Source organism: Janthinobacterium sp. CG_23.3 (assembly GCF_046115965.1).
Classification (GTDB): Bacteria; Pseudomonadota; Gammaproteobacteria; order Burkholderiales; family Burkholderiaceae_D; genus Janthinobacterium.
In genome coordinates this window covers 1-15,844 of record NZ_JBJXIB010000135.1, presented here as the reverse complement: position 1 = coordinate 15,844, position 15,844 = coordinate 1, and the positions used below count along the sequence as shown (strand labels likewise).

15 protein-coding genes are annotated in these 15,844 nt (G+C 66.1%); all 15 read left to right on the top strand.

Annotated elements, in window-relative coordinates:
• The first annotated feature begins 225 nt into the window (after positions 1-225).
• The 15 genes from pyrH to ACFDR9_RS23260 all read left to right on the top strand — a co-directional run bounded on the left by pyrH (position 226) and on the right by ACFDR9_RS23260 (position 15,287).
• Positions 226-942, top strand: coding sequence for a UMP kinase (gene pyrH / locus ACFDR9_RS23330; RefSeq protein ID WP_017875148.1), 717 nt, complete (start codon positions 226-228; stop codon positions 940-942).
• 45 nt (positions 943-987) lie between these two features.
• Positions 988-1,548 (top strand): ribosome recycling factor, encoded by a 561-nt coding sequence (gene frr, locus ACFDR9_RS23325; RefSeq protein WP_026132504.1) that lies wholly within the window; start codon positions 988-990, stop codon positions 1,546-1,548.
• 97 nt (positions 1,549-1,645) lie between these two features.
• On the top strand, positions 1,646-2,398 hold the full coding sequence (uppS, locus tag ACFDR9_RS23320) for a polyprenyl diphosphate synthase (protein WP_026132505.1): 753 nt from the start codon (positions 1,646-1,648) through the stop codon (positions 2,396-2,398).
• Positions 2,398-3,231, top strand: a complete 834-nt coding sequence (locus tag ACFDR9_RS23315) for a phosphatidate cytidylyltransferase (protein WP_409032514.1) — start codon at positions 2,398-2,400, stop codon at positions 3,229-3,231. Before uppS ends, ACFDR9_RS23315 begins: the two co-directional genes overlap by 1 nt.
• Before the next feature lie 11 nt (positions 3,232-3,242).
• On the top strand, positions 3,243-4,427 hold the full coding sequence (ispC, locus tag ACFDR9_RS23310; protein WP_017875152.1) for a 1-deoxy-D-xylulose-5-phosphate reductoisomerase: 1,185 nt from the start codon (positions 3,243-3,245) through the stop codon (positions 4,425-4,427).
• Complete coding sequence (gene rseP / locus ACFDR9_RS23305) at positions 4,424-5,773, top strand: RIP metalloprotease RseP (RefSeq protein WP_409032513.1); 1,350 nt, start codon at positions 4,424-4,426, stop codon at positions 5,771-5,773. Before ispC ends, rseP begins: the two co-directional genes overlap by 4 nt.
• Positions 5,774-5,842: 69 nt before the next feature.
• Complete coding sequence (gene bamA / locus ACFDR9_RS23300) at positions 5,843-8,179, top strand: outer membrane protein assembly factor BamA (protein WP_409032512.1); 2,337 nt, start codon at positions 5,843-5,845, stop codon at positions 8,177-8,179.
• Between the two features lie 44 nt (positions 8,180-8,223).
• The gene (locus ACFDR9_RS23295; protein WP_409032511.1) at positions 8,224-8,742 is read left to right on the top strand and encodes an OmpH family outer membrane protein; all 519 of its coding nucleotides are present in this window, start codon (positions 8,224-8,226) and stop codon (positions 8,740-8,742) included.
• Between the two features lie 129 nt (positions 8,743-8,871).
• Positions 8,872-9,930: a UDP-3-O-(3-hydroxymyristoyl)glucosamine N-acyltransferase gene (gene lpxD, locus ACFDR9_RS23290; protein WP_035787536.1), complete on the top strand. Its 1,059-nt coding sequence runs from the start codon at positions 8,872-8,874 to the stop codon at positions 9,928-9,930.
• On the top strand, positions 9,927-10,421 hold the full coding sequence (fabZ, locus tag ACFDR9_RS23285; protein WP_017875157.1) for a 3-hydroxyacyl-ACP dehydratase FabZ: 495 nt from the start codon (positions 9,927-9,929) through the stop codon (positions 10,419-10,421). The genes lpxD and fabZ overlap by 4 nt, the downstream gene beginning before the upstream one ends.
• A 1-nt stretch (position 10,422) precedes the next feature.
• Positions 10,423-11,211 (top strand): acyl-ACP--UDP-N-acetylglucosamine O-acyltransferase, encoded by a 789-nt coding sequence (gene lpxA / locus ACFDR9_RS23280; RefSeq protein ID WP_409032510.1) that lies wholly within the window; start codon positions 10,423-10,425, stop codon positions 11,209-11,211.
• Entirely contained in the window at positions 11,195-12,379 is a 1,185-nt protein-coding gene (gene lpxB, locus ACFDR9_RS23275) for a lipid-A-disaccharide synthase (RefSeq protein WP_409032509.1), read from the top strand. The genes lpxA and lpxB overlap by 17 nt, the downstream gene beginning before the upstream one ends.
• Before the next feature lie 29 nt (positions 12,380-12,408).
• Positions 12,409-13,029: a ribonuclease HII gene (rnhB, locus tag ACFDR9_RS23270; RefSeq protein ID WP_051068214.1), complete on the top strand. Its 621-nt coding sequence runs from the start codon at positions 12,409-12,411 to the stop codon at positions 13,027-13,029.
• Positions 13,026-13,811 (top strand): TrmH family RNA methyltransferase, encoded by a 786-nt coding sequence (locus ACFDR9_RS23265; protein WP_409032508.1) that lies wholly within the window; start codon positions 13,026-13,028, stop codon positions 13,809-13,811. Before rnhB ends, ACFDR9_RS23265 begins: the two co-directional genes overlap by 4 nt.
• Positions 13,812-14,087: 276 nt before the next feature.
• Positions 14,088-15,287 carry an EAL domain-containing protein gene (locus ACFDR9_RS23260; RefSeq protein ID WP_409032507.1) on the top strand — a complete coding sequence of 400 codons (1,200 nt, stop codon included), beginning with the start codon at positions 14,088-14,090 and terminating at the stop codon, positions 15,285-15,287.
• The last annotated feature ends 557 nt before the right edge of the window (positions 15,288-15,844 follow it).

Here is a 15,844-nt window from a genome sequence, read left to right as displayed (position 1 = left end):
ACCCCTCCCACCCCCCCCCCCCCCCCCCTCCCCCCCCTCTCCCCCCCCCTCCCCCCCCCCCCCCCCCCCCCCCCCCCCCCCCCCCGCGGCGGCAGGCGGCAACGCCGCCGCCCATTTGCCCGCCGCTCCCGGCCCTGCCCGGACGCCGGCGGAGGTGCCGGGCGCTATCGTGTGGCGCCGCGGGCATGTCATACTCGAATAACCTTATTTATGGAGCACCAGCTCATGTCAAAACCAGCCTATAAGCGCGTCCTCCTCAAACTGTCCGGCGAAGCCCTGATGGGCGACGACCCGTACGGCATCAACCGCGCCACCATCGAGCGCATGGTCGCCGACGTGGCCGAGGTGGCGAAGTTGGGCGTGGAACTGGCAATCGTCATCGGCGGGGGCAACATCTTCCGCGGCGTCGCGCCCGGCGCCCAGGGCATGGACCGCGCCACCGCCGACTACATGGGCATGCTGGCGACGGTGATGAACGCCCTGGCGCTGGGCGACGCCATGCGCCACGTCGGCATCACCGCCCGCGTCATGTCGGCCATCGGCATCGAGCAGGTGGTCGAGCCCTACGTGCGCCCGAAAGCGCTGCAATACCTGGAAGAGGGCAAGGTGGTGGTGTTCGCCGCCGGCACCGGCAACCCCTTCTTCACCACCGACACCGCGGCCGCGCTGCGCGGTTCGGAAATCAGCGCCGAAATCGTGCTCAAGGCAACCAAGGTCGACGGCGTCTACACGGCCGACCCGAAAAAGGACCCGCACGCCACCCGCTTTGAAACCATCACCTTCGACGAAGCCATATCCAAGCACCTGCAGGTGATGGACGCGACCGCGTTCGCGCTGTGCCGCGACCAGAAACTGCCGATCAAGGTGTTTTCCATCGTCAAGCCGGGCGCGCTGATGCGTGTCATCATGGGCGAAGATGAAGGTACACTGGTCCACGTTTAAGTTTTATGTCAGTACTATTATTTAATTAACACACAGGAGAGCAGCATGTCCTTAGCTGACGTTAAAAAGAACACGCAGGAACGCATGAGCAAGTCGCTCGACACCCTGAAGGCCGACCTGGCCAAGGTGCGCACCGGGCGCGCCCACACCGGCATCCTCGACCATGTGATGGTCGAGTACTACGGCAACCCGACCGCGCTGTCGCAGGTCGCCAACGTCACCCTGATGGACGCCCGCACCATCGGCGTGCAGCCGTTCGAGAAGAAAATGGCCGCCACCATCGAGAAGGCGATCCGCGACGCCGACCTGGGCCTGAACCCGTCGTCGCAGGGCGACATGATCCGCGTGCCGACCCCGCCGCTGACCGAGGAGCGGCGCAAGGAAATGGTCAAGCTGGTCAAGACCGAGGCGGAAGACGCCAAGATCGCGGTGCGCAACATCCGCCGCGACGCCAACGAGTCGCTGAAAAAGCTGGTCAAGGACAAGGCTTGCTCCGAAGACGACGAGCGCCGCGCCTCCGACGAGGTGCAGAAGCTGACCGACAAGGCGATCGCCGACATCGACCGCATGGTCGTCGACAAGGAAAAAGAAGTGCTGACCGTCTAGCGTTTGCGCCGGCCGCGCCGCCCGGCGGCGCGGCCGTTCCGCGTTCGCGTTCGACTAAAGAGCGCACCCATTTCATTTTTCTTGCCATAATGTTTTCATGATACATACGAGTTCCACCACAGCCGTACCGGAAGCGCCGCGGGTGCCGCGCCATGTCGCCGTCATCATGGATGGCAATGGCCGCTGGGCAACTAAGCGCTTCCTGCCGCGCGTGGCCGGCCATGTCAAGGGCGCCGACGCGGTGCGCCGCGTCGTCGAGGCCTGCGTCGATCGCGGCGTCGAGTACCTGACGCTGTTCGCCTTCAGCTCCGAAAACTGGCGCCGGCCCGAGGAGGAGGTGTCCTTGCTGATGCGCCTGTTCGTGACGATGCTCGAACGCGAAGTGGCGAAAATGCACGCCAACAACATCCGCCTGAAGGTGGTCGGCGACCTGTCGCGCTTCAACGACAAGCTGCGCGGCATGATCGCCAACGCCGAGCGCAAGACCGCCAACAACAGCCGCCTGACCGTGACCATTTGCGCCAACTATGGCGGACGCTGGGATATCATGCAGGCGGTCAACAAAATGGCGGCCGCGCGCCCCGGCGCCTTGGACTTCACCGAAGAGCAACTGGCGCCGCACCTGGCGATGGCCTACGCGCCCGAGCCCGACCTGTTCATCCGCACCGGCGGCGAGCAACGCGTCTCCAACTTCCTGCTGTGGCAGCTCGCCTACACCGAACTGTACTTCACCGACACCTACTGGCCCGATTTCGACAACGCCAGCCTGGACGCGGCCATCGCCTCCTACCAGCAACGGGAGCGGCGCTTCGGCCGCACCGGCGCGCAACTGGCGGAAAAGACAAACTGATGCTGAAAACTCGGATTATCACCGCCGTCGTCCTGCTGGCGGTCTTGCTGCCGGTTCTGTTCTTCAATTACTTCCCCGCCTTCGCGGCCACCGCGACGCTGTTCCTCGGCGCCGCCGTGTGGGAAAGCTTGCGCCTGTTTAAAAACCGCTACGCGCTGCCGCTGGCGCTGGTCTGCGCCGGCGCCTTCGCCTACACCTTCCTGTACAGCGGCGTCGACGCCCAGCCGCAGTTCTGGTTCGCGCTGTGCTGCGCCATCTGGCTGCTGCGCTTCGCGCCGGCGCTGGCGACCGGCCTGCCGCCGCCCGAGGGCGCCGGCAACACCATGCTCAGCGTGGTCTACGCCATCGCCATCGTCGGCAGCTTCGTCGCCATCGTCGCGCTGATGCGCCACTCGGCGGCGTACCTGTTGTCGGTGATGGCGCTGGTGTGGATCGCCGACGTCGGCGCCTACTTCTCCGGCAAGGCCTTCGGCAAGCGCAAGCTGGCGCCGTCGATTTCTCCCGGCAAGTCGTGGGAGGGCGCCATCGGCGGCGGCGTCGCCGTGCTGGCGCTGTCGACGCTGAGCGTGCTGTTGGCGCCGTCCGCGCCGGCGCTGGCCGACACCTTCGCGGTGCGCCTGCAGGCGGCCTTCGGCTGGCCGCTGGCGCTGTTGTTGCTGGTGCTGGTGGTGGCCGCCAGCGTCGTCGGCGACCTGTTTGAATCCATGCTCAAGCGCCGCGCCGGCATCAAGGACAGCAGCCATCTGCTGCCGGGCCACGGCGGCGTACTCGACCGCATCGACGCGCTGGTGCCGGTGCTGCCGCTGGCCGCGCTGCTCGGCGCCTGGCTGTGAAGGACTACCCTATGCAACGCATCACCATACTCGGCGCCACCGGCTCGATCGGCGTGTCCACGCTGGACGTGCTGGCGCGCCACCCGGAACGCTACAGCGTGTTCGCGCTGAGCGCCCACAGCAAGGTCGAGCAACTGGCCGGGCAGTGCGAACGCTTCCGCCCCGAGCGCGCCGTCGTCGGCAGCGCCGCCGCCGCCGCCCAGTTGAGCACCTTGCTGCGCGCCAAGGGTTTGAACACCGACGTCGACTACGGCGAGGCCGCCCTGTGCGCCATCGCCGCCGACAGCCGGGTCGACGCCGTGATGGCCGCCATCGTCGGCGCCGCCGGCCTGGCGCCGACGCTGGCGGCGGCCCGCGCCGGCAAGAAGGTCTTGTTGGCCAACAAGGAGGCGCTGGTCATGTCGGGCCAGTTGTTCATCGACGCCGCGCACGCCAGCGGCGCCGTGCTACTACCCGTCGACAGCGAACACAACGCGATTTTCCAATGCCTGCCGCGCGGCTACGGGCGCAGCCCGGCCGACGCCGGCGTCGCCAAGATCCTGCTGACCGCCTCCGGCGGCCCGTTCCTGGCGCGCGCCGTCGACACGCTCGACGCGGTCACGCCCGAGCAGGCCTGCAAGCACCCGAACTGGGTGATGGGGCGCAAGATCTCGGTCGACTCGGCCACCATGATGAACAAGGGCCTCGAAGTGATCGAGGCGCACTGGTTGTTCGGCACCCCGGCGGCGCAGATCGAGGTATTGATCCACCCGCAAAGCGTGATCCATTCGATGGTCTCCTACGTCGACGGTTCGGTGCTGGCGCAACTGGGCAACCCGGACATGCGCACGCCGATCGCCCACGCGCTGGCCTATCCCGAGCGGATCGCCTCCGGCGTGGCCCAGCTCGACCTGGCGCAGATGGCCGCGCTGCAGTTCGAGCGCCCCGATTTGGCCCGCTTCCCCTGCCTGGCGCTGGCCTTCGAGGCGCTGCAAGCCGGCGGCACCGCGCCGGCGCTGCTGAACGCCGCCAACGAGGTGGCGGTGCAAGCCTTCCTCGACCTGCGCATCGGCTTTCGCCAGATCGACCAGGTGGTGCGCCACGTGATCGACAGCGTGGCGCACGGCGCCGCCTCGAGCATCGAGGCGGTGATGGCGCAGGACGCGCTGGCGCGCGGCGCCGCCGAGCGCTTCGTCGCGGCGCGGCCGGGCCGATGAATTTCCTGCAAACGCTGCTGGCGTTCGCGGTCGCGCTGGGATCGCTGATCGTCATCCACGAGCTGGGCCACTATTGGGTGGCGCGCTGGTGCGGCGTCAAGGTGCTGCGCTTTTCGGTCGGCATGGGCAAGGTGGTCTGGTCGCGCCGTTTCGGCCCGGACCAGACCGAGTGGGCCATCTCGGCGCTGCCGCTGGGCGGTTACGTCAAAATGTTGGACGGGCGCGAGCAAGACCTGGGCGCGCTCTCCGAGCAGGATTTGCAGCGCGAATTCACCCGCCAGAACGTCTGGCGGCGCATCGCCATCGTCGCCGCCGGGCCGCTCGCCAATTTCCTGCTGGCCATCGCGCTGTTCGCCGGCCTGTATATGTACGGCATCGCCGAACCGGCCAGCCGGCTCGCCGCCGCCGCCGCGCATAGCGCCGCCGAGGCCGCCGGCGTGCGCCGCGGCGACCTCGTCACCGCCGTCAACGGCGAAGCGGTGGCCACCTGGTCGGAGTTGCGCTGGCAAGTGATCCAGGCGGCGCTCGACAAGCGCGACGCCCGCCTGCAACTGGAGCGCCCGGGCCAGGGCCGCGTCAACGCGCTGCTGCCGGCGGCGGCGCTGGCCGCGCTCGACCTCGACGCGGACGTGCTCGGCCAGGCCGGCATCGCGCCGGCGCGCCCGGCGCCGGTGCTCGGCCGGGTGGTCGACGGCGGCGCCGCCCAACGCGCCGGGCTGCGCCCGGGCGACTTGATCCTCAGCGTCGACGGCCGGGCGGTGGCCGACGGCCTGGCCTTCGTCGAGCTGGTGCGCGCCGCGCCCGGCAAGACGCTGGCCGTGCGGCTGCGCCGCGCCGGCCAGGAACTCGATGTGGCGGTGACGCCGGACGTCGAGGCGGGCGCAGCTGTAACAGTTGGTAAGATCAAGGCCGAGGTCGCCCAGGCGCCGGATATGATCGTGGTGGCAGCGGCGCCGCTGGCGGCCACCGCCAAGGCGGTCGTCAAGGTCTGGGACACCAGCGCGCTGACCTTGAAAATGATGGGCAAGATGCTGACCGGGCAGGCCTCGTGGAAGAACCTCACCGGGCCGATCACGATCGCCGACTACGCCGGCCAGACCGCGCGCGTCGGCGCGGTCAGCTACCTGAGCTTCATCGCCTTCATCAGCATCAGTTTGGGCGTGATGAATTTGCTACCCATTCCGGTTTTAGATGGGGGGCTTTTGCTGTATTATTCGCTGGAAGTTTTGACCGGACGCCCGATCCCGGAGCGGGTTGGCGAGCTGGCCCAGCGCCTTGGCGTGGGTTTGCTGCTGACCCTGATGGCGCTTGCCGTCTTCAATGACGTTGCGCGGCTGCTGACCTGACCGTCGGCGCCGTTCCCACAGGCATTCTTTTGTGCGTGTTGTCCAATGATTTACCCATTGATTTAGCCAATGAAATTACACTCTGATCGTTTTGCCTCGCCTTCCTTTCGTCTCAGCCTGATCGGCGCCGCCGTGCTGGCCTTCTGCTCCGGCCAGGCCCTGGCCGTGGCGCCGTTCACCGTCAAGGACATCCGCGTCGAGGGCATCCAGCGCACCGAGGCGGGCACCGTCTTCAGTTACCTGCCGGTGCGCGTCGGCGAGAGCTTCGACGACGAGAAGAGTATCGCCGCCATCAAGGCGCTGTACGCCACCGGTTTCTTCAAGGACGTGCGCCTGGAAGCCGACGGCGACGTGCTGGTGGTGCTGGTGGAGGAACGCCCGGCCATCGCCAGCGTCGAGTTCACCGGCTCGAAGGAATTTGAAAAAGACATCCTGGTCAAGGCGCTCAAGGAAATCGGCGTCGGCGAGGCGAAGATTTTCGACAAGGCCTCGGTCGACCGCGCCGAGCAGGAACTCAAGCGCCAGTACCTGTCGCACGGCCTGTACGGCGTGAAGATCACCACCACCGTCACGCCGATCGAGCGCAACCGCGTCAACGTGGTGTTCGCCATCGACGAGGGCGAGGTCGCGCGCATCAAGCAGATCAGCATCGTCGGCAACAAGGCCTTCTCCGACAAGGAGCTGCGCGACCAGCTGGCCTTGAACACCGGCGGCTGGTTCAGCTGGTACACCAAGGCCGACCAGTATTCGAAGACCAAGTTGAGCGGCGACATCGAGTCGCTCAAGTCCTACTACCTGAACCGCGGCTACATCGAGATGCAGGTCGATTCGACCCAGGTCTCGATCACCCCCGACAAGAAGGACATCTACATCACGATCAACGTCACCGAGGGCGAGAAGTACAGCATCGGCGACACCAAGTTCGAGGGCGAAATGTTCGGCCGCGAGGAGGAGTTGAAGTCGCTGCTGCTGCTCAAGAAGGGCGCCGTGTACTCGGGCGAGCTGCTGACGGCCAGCAACAAGCGCATCTCCGACCGCCTCGGCACCTTCGGCTACGCCTTCGCCAACGTCAACGCCAACCCGGAGATCAACCGCGACAAGCGCGAAGTGTCGTTCACCTTCTTCGTCGACCCGGGCAAGCGCGTCTACGTGCGGCGCATGAACATCGCCGGCAACAGCACCACGCGCGACGAGGTGATCCGCCGCGAATTCCGCCAGTTCGAGTCGTCCTGGTACGACAGCAACAAGATCAAGCTCTCGCGCGACCGCGTCGACCGCCTCGGCTACTTCAAGGACGTCACCATCGACACCCCGGAGGCGCAGGGCACCAACGACCAGGTCGACGTCAACCTGACCGTCGTCGAAAAACCGACCGGCAACTTCCTGATCGGCGGCGCCTTCTCGCAGTCGGAGAAGTTCACGCTGTCGGCGGCCATTTCGCAGGCCAACTTCGCCGGTAGCGGCAACACCGTCGGGCTGGAGATCAACACCAGCCACTACAGCCGCACCATCGCGTTTTCGCAGACCAACCCGTACTTCACCGATGACGGCGTCTCGCGCCGCTTCGAGGTGTACCTGCGCACGACCATCCCGCCGGCCGTCAACATCGGCAGCTACAAGGTCAAGCAGCAGGGCGCCAAGATCGAGTTCGGCGTGCCGTTCTCGGAAAGCGACACCATCTTCTTCGGCGCCGGCGTCGAGAAGACGCGCATTGAAACCGATACCACCAGCCCGGTGCGCTTCAAGAACTACGTGCGCGACAACGGCGGCCCGGCCGACGGCATCGGCAGCGCCGCCACCAACGCGGTGCCGCTGACGGCGTCGTGGCAGCGCGACAGCCGCGACAGCGCGCTGACGCCGTCGATCGGCCGCTACCAGCGGGTCAACCTGGAAATCGACCTGATCGGCAACCAGAAGTATTACCGCGCCATTTACGACCACCAATACTTCCGGCCGCTGTTCCGCAGCATGACGCTGGCGCTGCGCGGCGAGTTCGACTACGGCCACGGCATCGGCGGCAACGCCTTCCCGGTGTTCAAGAACTTCTACGGCGGCGGCATCGGTTCCGTGCGCGGCTACCAGAGCAGCTCGTTGGGCGCGGCCGACCCGAGCACCAACGACGCCCTCGGCGGCGCCGCGCGCCTGATCGGCAACGTCGAGCTGCAAATGCCGTTCCCCGGCTCCGGCTCGGACCGCAGCCTGCGCTGGTTCGCCTTCGTCGACGGCGGCCAGGTCTACCAGGAGGGCGCCAAACTGCGCGCCTCGGAATTGCGCTATGCTGCCGGTTTGGGCATCAGCTGGATTTCCCCGGTCGGTCCGCTGAAACTCAGCTACGGCCTGCCGTTGAACGATAAGCCGGGCGACCGTATCGAGCGCTTCCAGTTCCAGATGGGCACCGGTTTCTGACCGGCGGCCTTGAGCATTCATTATTTTGACCACGGAGAATCAAGTTGAAGACCGCATCCGCTAACCTGCCGAAGTCTCTTGCCGCGCTCGCATTGTGCTGGTGTTCGATGGCGCCGGTGCAGGCGCAGGCCCAGGATTCGAAGATCGCCTGGGTCAGCACCGAGCGCATTTACAACGAGTCGAAACTGGCCAAGCTGGCCGGCGAGAAGCTGGCCGAGGAGTTCAAGGCGCGCGAGAAGGCGGTGCAGGAACTGGCCGCGCGCTTCAAGACCGCCAGCGACAAGCTGGAGAAGGAGCTGCCGGGCTTGAACGAGGCCGACCGCGCCAAGCGCCAGCGCGAATATTTCGAGCTGGACAAGGAACTGCAGCGCCGCCAGCGCGAATTCCGCGAAGATTTGAACCAGCGCACCAACGAGGAGCGCGGCGCCATCGCCGAGAAGGCCAACACCATCATCCAGCAGATGGCGCGCGTCGAAGGCTACGACGTGGTGCTGCAGGAGGCGCTGTGGGCCAACCCGCGCATCGACATCACCGACCGCGTGCTCAAGGCGCTCGACAAGTAACGGTATCAACCGGACCGGCGCCAACGCCAGCGGCGCCAGCACGGGCTCGGGCTCGGGCCCGCGGGGTCCGAGCCCGGCCGCGCCGCCGGCTCGGCTTGGCCCCGGTAACACAACAAGATAGGACACACTATGAGCGCAACTCGACTGGGTGAATTGGTCGAACGCTTCGGCGGGCAATTGCACGGCGACCCGAACCTGGCGGTCAGCGGTATCGCGCCGCTGGCCGAGGCCGGCGCCGCGCACATCAGCTTCCTCAGCAACAGCAAACTGCGCGCCCAGGCGGCGCAAAGCCAGGCCGCCGCGCTGATCCTGTCGGCCGCCGACGACGCCGTCGTCGCGCCCGGTTACGCCGGCGCGCGCATCGTCACCGCCAACCCCTACGCGTATTTCGCCCGCGCCGCGCAGTATTTCGAGTCGCTCGGCGCCTTCGTGCCGGCGCCCGGCATCGACCCCAGCGCCAGCGTCGCGCCCGGCGCTTCGGTGGACGCCAGCGCCCACGTCGGCCCGCACGTGACGATCGCCGCCGGCGCCAGCGTCGGCCCCGGCTGCGTCATCGACGCCGGCTGCGTGATCGGCCGCGACGCCGTCATCGGCGCCGGCACCCACCTGTTCGCCAACGTGACGTTCCACGCCCGCTGCCAGATCGGCGCGCGCGGCATCATCCACTCCGGCGCCGTCATCGGCACCGACGGCTTCGGCTTCGCCAACGAGGGCGGCGTGTATATCAAAATCCCGCAGACCGGCCGCGTGATGATCGGCGACGACGTCGACATCGGCGCCAACACCACCATCGACCGCGGCGCGCTGGCCGACACCGTGATCGAGGACGGCGTCAAGCTCGACAACCAGATCCAGATCGGCCACAACTGCCGCATCGGCGCGCACACGGCCATGGCCGGCTGCGTCGGCGTGGCCGGCAGCGCCGTCATCGGCAAGTACTGCACCTTCGGCGGCGCCGCGATGGTGCTGGGCCACCTCACCATCGTCGACCGGGTCCACGTCGGCTCCGGCAGCATGGTGTCGCGCTCGATCCTCGAAGCGGGCCAGTACACCGGCTTCTACCCGTTGGCCAAGAACGCCGACTGGGAAAAAAGCGCCGCCATCGTGCGCAACCTGTCCGGCATGCGCGATAAAATCCGGGCAATGGAAAAAACCATCAAAACACTGACGAATCAAGAGCAAAAATGACCACCACCACAGAACGCACGAAAAAAACCCTCGACATCCACCAGATCAAACAGTATCTGCCGCACCGCTATCCGATGCTGCTGGTCGACCGCGTGCTGGACTGGGAATCGGGCAAGACCATCACGGCGATCAAGAACGTCACCGTCAACGAGGAGTTCTTCAACGGCCACTTTCCGCACAAGCCGGTGATGCCGGGCGTGCTGATGATCGAGGCGATGGCGCAGACCGCGGCGATCCTGTCGTTCCTGACGATGGACATCAAGCCGGACGAGAATTCGGTGGTCTACTTCGTCGGCATCGACAACGCCCGCTTCAAGCGCCCGGTCGAGCCTGGCGACCAGTTGAAGATGGACGTCGAGATCGTGCGCGTCTCGCGCGGCATCTGGAAATACAAGGCGGTCGGCAGCGTCGACGGCAAAGTCGCGGTGGAAGCGGATTTGATGTGCACCATCCGCAGCGCCAGCGACGCGAGCCAGCCAGCGGGGCAGTGACATGACGGCGATCCATCCTAGCGCAGTGGTCGACCCGAAGGCGCAGCTCGACAGCTCGGTCGAGGTCGGACCGTACTCGGTCATCGGCCCGCACGTGCGCATCGGCGCCAACACCAAGGTCGGACCGCACGTCGTCATCGAAGGCCACACCACGATCGGCAGCGACAACCAGTTCTTCCAGTTCTCGTCGATCGGCGCCGCGCCGCAGGACAAGAAATGGTCCGGCGAGCCGACCCGCCTGGAAATCGGCGACCGCAACACCATCCGCGAATTCTGCACCTTCAACACCGGCACCGTGCAGGACGCCGGCGTGACGCGGCTGGGCAACGACAACTGGATCTCGGCCTACGTCCACCTGGCGCACGACTGCCAGGTCGGCAGCAACACGATCTTCTCGAACAACGCCCAGCTGGCCGGCCACGTCAACATCGGCGACTGGGTGATCCTGTCGGGCTTCGCCAACGTGCACCAGTTCTGCCAGATCGGCGAGCACGCCTTCGTCGGCATGAGCACCAGCCTGACCCAGGACGTGCCGCCCTACGTGCTGTTGTCGGGCAATCCGGCGGCGGCCCACGGCGTCAACATCGAGGGCTTGAAACGCCGCGGTTTCACCCGTGCGCAGATCGACGGCATCCGCGCCGCCTACAAGCTGATCTACCGCTCCAACCTGACGCTGGAAGAGGCCAAGGCGGCCTTGTTCGAAGAGGAGATGGCCAACCCCGAGGCGGCCGAACAAATCCGAGCGATGCGCGAGTTCCTCAACGGTGCGACCCGTGGCATCGTCCGCTGACCTGTCGGTGGCGCTGGTCGCCGGCGAGGCCTCGGGCGACCTGCTGGCCGCCAGCCTGCTGTCGGGCCTGCGGCCGCTGCTGCCGCGGGCGCGCTTCCACGGCATCGGCGGGCCGCACATGGCGCGGCACGGCTTCGAGTCGCACTGGCCGCTGGAAAGCCTGACCGTGCGCGGCCTGTTCGAGGTGATTCCGCGCTACCGCGGCATCAAGCGCATCCAGAACGAGTTGCGCGACCAGTTGCTGGCCGAGCGGCCGGCGGTCTTCATCGGCGCCGACTACCCGGGCTTCAACTTGGGCCTGGAGATGCAATTGAAGGCGGCCGGCATCCCCACCGTGCACTACATCGGGCCGCAGATTTGGGCCTGGCGCGGCGGGCGCATCAAGAAAATCGTCAAGGCGGTCTCGCACATGCTGGTGATCTTCCCCTTCGAGGAGGAGATCTACCGCCAGGCCGGCGTGCCGGTCACCTACGTCGGCCACCCGCTGGCGGAGATGATCCCGCTGCAGCCGGACGAGGCGGCCGCGCGCGCGCTGCTCGGCCTGCCGGCGGACGCCAACGTCGTCACGCTGATGCCGGGCAGCCGCATGGGCGAGCTGAAACACAACGTGGCGGCCTTCGTCGGCGCCGCCAAACTGCTGCTGCGGCGCGACCATTCGCTGCGTTTCGTGGCGCCGATGGCGGGCGAGAAGCAGCGCCAGTACTTCCTCGAACTGGTGGCGCAGGCCGGCCTGCAGGACGTCGAGATCCTGCTCACGGACGGCCAGTCGCACACCGCGATCGCCGCCGCCGACGCGGTGCTGGTCGCTTCCGGCACGGCCTCGCTGGAGGTGGCGCTGTTCAAGAAACCGATGGTGATCGCCTACAAAATGATGCGCGCCTCGTGGGAAATCATGCGCCACATGGGCTACCAGCCGTGGATCGGCCTGCCGAACATCCTGGCGCGCGAATTCCTGGTGCCGGAACTGCTGCAACACGCCGCCAGCCCGGAAGCGCTGGCCGAGGCCATGTGGCGGCAACTGAGCGACGTGCCGGGCCGCCTGCGCCTGGTGCAGCGCTTCACCGACATGCACCAAAGCCTGCTGCGCGACAGCGCGCGGGAGAGCGCGGCGGCGGTCATGCAAGTGATCGCCTCGTCCTCCTCGTCGGCATCCTCCACCCGCCTGTAGTTGTACGGCATGACGCAATAAAGGCGTAAGTGAAAACTCTCTATCCCGGCTTGTTTGACGACCTGCCATTCTCGCTCGACGAAATCATCTGCGGCGTCGACGAGGCCGGCCGCGGCCCGCTGGCCGGCCCGGTCTTCGCGGCCGCCGTGATCCTCGACCCGGCCCGGCCGATAGCCGGCCTGCGCGACTCGAAAAAACTCTCGGCGGTGCAGCGCGACGCGCTGGTTCCGCTGATCAAGCAGCACGCGGTGGCCTGGGCCATCGCCGAATGCTCGGAGGCGGAAATCGACAGCCTCAACATCCTGCAGGCGACCATGCTGGCGATGCGCCGCGCGGTGGAGGCGCTGGCGACGGCGCCGACGCTGGCCCTGATCGACGGCAACCGCTGCCCGGTGATGCGGATCCAGGCCATCGCCATCGTCGAGGGCGACGACAAGGTCGACTCGATCTCGGCCGCCTCGATCCTGGCCAAGACCGCGCGCGACGCCGCGCTGCTGGTGCTGCACGCCAGCTACCCGCACTACGGCTTCGACCAGCACAAGGGCTACCCGACCGCGATGCACCTGGCGCGCCTGCGCGAACACGGCGTCTCGCCGGTGCACAGGCGCTCGTACGCGCCGGTGCGCAAACTGCTGGACCAAAACACATGAAACTGATTTCCTCGCGCGAAAACGCGCTCTACAAAGACCTCAAGCACCTGGCCGGCAGCTCGGCGGCGCGGCGCAAGGCCGGCCGCACGCTGCTCGACGGCGTGCATCTGTGCCAGACCTATCTGAACCTGCGCGGCGTGCCGCCGCAGTGCATCGTCAGCGAAAGCGCGCTGCAAAACGCCGAGGTGGCCGACCTGGTGGCGCGGCTGGAGGCGCAACACGCCAACTGCATCGCCATGCCGGACGCGCTGTACGGCGCCCTCAGCCAGGTCGAGCACGGCGTCGGCATCCTGTTCGTCATCGAGACGCCGCAGCGCGCCGTCACGGCCGCGCTGAGCGAGTCGGCGGTCCTGCTCGACAACCTGCAAGACCCGGGCAACGTCGGCTCGATCCTGCGCAGCGCGGCAGCGGCCGGCATCAAACAAGTCTACTGCAGCGGCGGCACGGCGTTTTGCTGGTCGCCGAAGGTGCTGCGCGCGGCCATGGGCGCGCACTTCGTGCTCGACATCTACGAAGGCGTCGACCTGGGCGCGCTGGTGTCGAATTCCACCATCGCGGTGCTGGCCACCAGCGGCTACGCCGAACAGCGCCTGTACGACGTCGACCTGCGCCAACCGGTGGCCTGGTTGCTGGGCCACGAAGGGCAGGGCGTCGCCGACGACCTGCTGGCGTTGGCGACGCACCGGGTGGTGATTCCGCACCAGGGCCAGGTCGAGTCGCTCAACGTCGCGGCCTGCGCCGCCGTATGTTTTTTTGAGCAAGTACGGCAAAATCAGGTATAAGCCCCGGCCAATCTAAGGTAAGGTGGAGCAATAAAGCGCCCTAAACGGCAATCGACACCAACGGCTGCGAACCGGGGTCAACCCCAATGCCGCCAAGTTAATCAATTCGTAGGTCGGGTTAGCCGGAACGGCGTAACCCGACTGGCGTCGGCAGCGGCCCGGCGTCGGATTACGCTTCGCTAATCCGACCTACGACAGCCTAACTTGGCGGCATGAGGATCAAACCCCAGCCCACGCCCTTGGTTTTACCTGGCGCCGCAGCCAACCGGAGCAGCAATGGATATCGCGCAGTTGCACTTTCTCGTCGCCGAGGGCGACCCGGCCCAGCGCAAGGCGCTGCTGGAGCTGCTGGCGCATCTGGGCGCGGCCCGCGTCACCGACGTGGCCGACGGCCACACGGCGCTGCGCAGCTTCCAGGCCGGCATCGTGCCGACGCTGGACATCGGCATCATCGACCTGGCGCTGCCCGGCATGGACGGCCTGGAGCTGATCCGCCGCCTGGCCGAGGCGCGCTGCGCGGCCGGCATCATCGTCATCGGCGCGCAAACCGACGCCGTGCTGTTTTCCGTCGAAACCATGGCGCAGGCCTACGGCGTCAACATGCTCGGCACCATCGCCAAGCCGGTCACCGCGGCCGCGCTGGAAGACTTGATCGGCAATTTCCAGCACGCCGGCGAGGTCGCCGCCGCCCATGTCGAGCATCCCGTGTTCAGCTTCGCGCAGGTGGGGCAGGGCTTGCAGGCGCGCCAGTTCGAACCGTTCTTCCAACCCAAGATCGAATTGGCGACCGGCCAGGTCAAGGGACTGGAAATGTTCGCCCGCTGGTTGCACCCGGAGCACGGCACGCTGGGGCCGGCCTCCTTCATCGACGCGCTGGAGGAAAACAAGCGGGTCGACTTCCTCGACTGGAGCATGATCGACAAATCGGTTGCGGCCTGCCGCCGGCTGCACGACCAGGGCATCCCGATCTCGATCGCCATCAACGTGGCGCCGCAAACGCTGGGCCAGCCGGCCTTCATGGCGCAGATGGACGCCTGCCTGGCGCGGCACCGCATACTGGCCGACTACATCACCTTCGAGATGCCGGAATCGGCGGTGCTCAGCTCCGAGCCGCACTTCCTCGAACGGCTGCTGCGCCTGCGCATCCAGGGCTTCGGCCTAGCCATCGACGACTACGGCACCTCGCGCTCGAATCTGCAACTGCTGGCGCGCATCCCCTTCACCGAATTGAAGATCGACCGCAGCTTCGTCGACGGCGCCTCCAAAAGCCGGGCGCTGGGCACCGTGCTCAGCTCCTGCCTGGGGCTGGCGCGCAGCCTGGAGCGGCGCTCGGTGGCGGTGGGCGTCGAAACCCGCGAGGACTGGGACTTTCTGCAAGGGCTGGGTTGCACCTACGCCCAGGGCTACTACATCGCCAAGCCGATGCCGGTGGCCGAATTTCCGGCCTGGCTGGCCGATTGGCGGCACTACTTCTAGTGGCCGTCGTCGGTTGGGCGTAAATGCTCAGCGTCTAAAATTGCCATATAGTTAATTAAACTTTGTTTTTAGCTCAGACACCAACAGCATTTAATGCGGCAAACGATGGTATCCGCGACAGTTCATCCGATAAATATGCGGCTTCAGTATAATACTTCCATTCGGAAACTATTTAAGATCGCCATCTCGAAAGCGACGGAAATCATATTAGACAACAAGGTGGCTGCCGCGTGCATACTTGCCATTTAAGTTTGTCGATACGATACAATCTCGAAAATCATCGTCAGCTATCAGCCAGTAGTGGACATTCATATAACGCAAAACCGCGCACGATAAAAAATCGACAGGTATTCACCGATGAAATCTAACAAACGTATGACTTTGCGCAGATGAAGATAGTTATCTTGGTGGACTATGACAATCTGTTGCAACCTCAAAAAACGGCAGGCATGCTGGATGTCGTGTGACTATTCAGCCTGAGCGTACAGCGTAGAAAGTTGTTGTAAACGAATCGTGGATAACGCATCATGCGTGCATGCCACCAAAACCGCCCCGCC

What these genes read in the sequence shown, in the direction of transcription:
- pyrH (WP_017875148.1), top strand. Translation starts at nt 226, where the DNA reads ATGTCAAAACCAGCCTATAAGCGCGTCCTCCTCAAACTGTCCGGCGAA.
- frr (WP_026132504.1), top strand. Translation starts at nt 988, where the DNA reads ATGTCCTTAGCTGACGTTAAAAAGAACACGCAGGAACGCATGAGCAAG.
- uppS (WP_026132505.1), top strand. Translation starts at nt 1,646, where the DNA reads ATGATACATACGAGTTCCACCACAGCCGTACCGGAAGCGCCGCGGGTG.
- ACFDR9_RS23315 (WP_409032514.1), top strand. Translation starts at nt 2,398, where the DNA reads ATGCTGAAAACTCGGATTATCACCGCCGTCGTCCTGCTGGCGGTCTTG.
- ispC (WP_017875152.1), top strand. Translation starts at nt 3,243, where the DNA reads ATGCAACGCATCACCATACTCGGCGCCACCGGCTCGATCGGCGTGTCC.
- rseP (WP_409032513.1), top strand. Translation starts at nt 4,424, where the DNA reads ATGAATTTCCTGCAAACGCTGCTGGCGTTCGCGGTCGCGCTGGGATCG.
- bamA (WP_409032512.1), top strand. Translation starts at nt 5,843, where the DNA reads ATGAAATTACACTCTGATCGTTTTGCCTCGCCTTCCTTTCGTCTCAGC.
- lpxD (WP_035787536.1), top strand. Translation starts at nt 8,872, where the DNA reads ATGAGCGCAACTCGACTGGGTGAATTGGTCGAACGCTTCGGCGGGCAA.
- fabZ (WP_017875157.1), top strand. Translation starts at nt 9,927, where the DNA reads ATGACCACCACCACAGAACGCACGAAAAAAACCCTCGACATCCACCAG.
- lpxA (WP_409032510.1), top strand. Translation starts at nt 10,423, where the DNA reads ATGACGGCGATCCATCCTAGCGCAGTGGTCGACCCGAAGGCGCAGCTC.
- ACFDR9_RS23265 (WP_409032508.1), top strand. Translation starts at nt 13,026, where the DNA reads ATGAAACTGATTTCCTCGCGCGAAAACGCGCTCTACAAAGACCTCAAG.
- ACFDR9_RS23260 (WP_409032507.1), top strand. Translation starts at nt 14,088, where the DNA reads ATGGATATCGCGCAGTTGCACTTTCTCGTCGCCGAGGGCGACCCGGCC.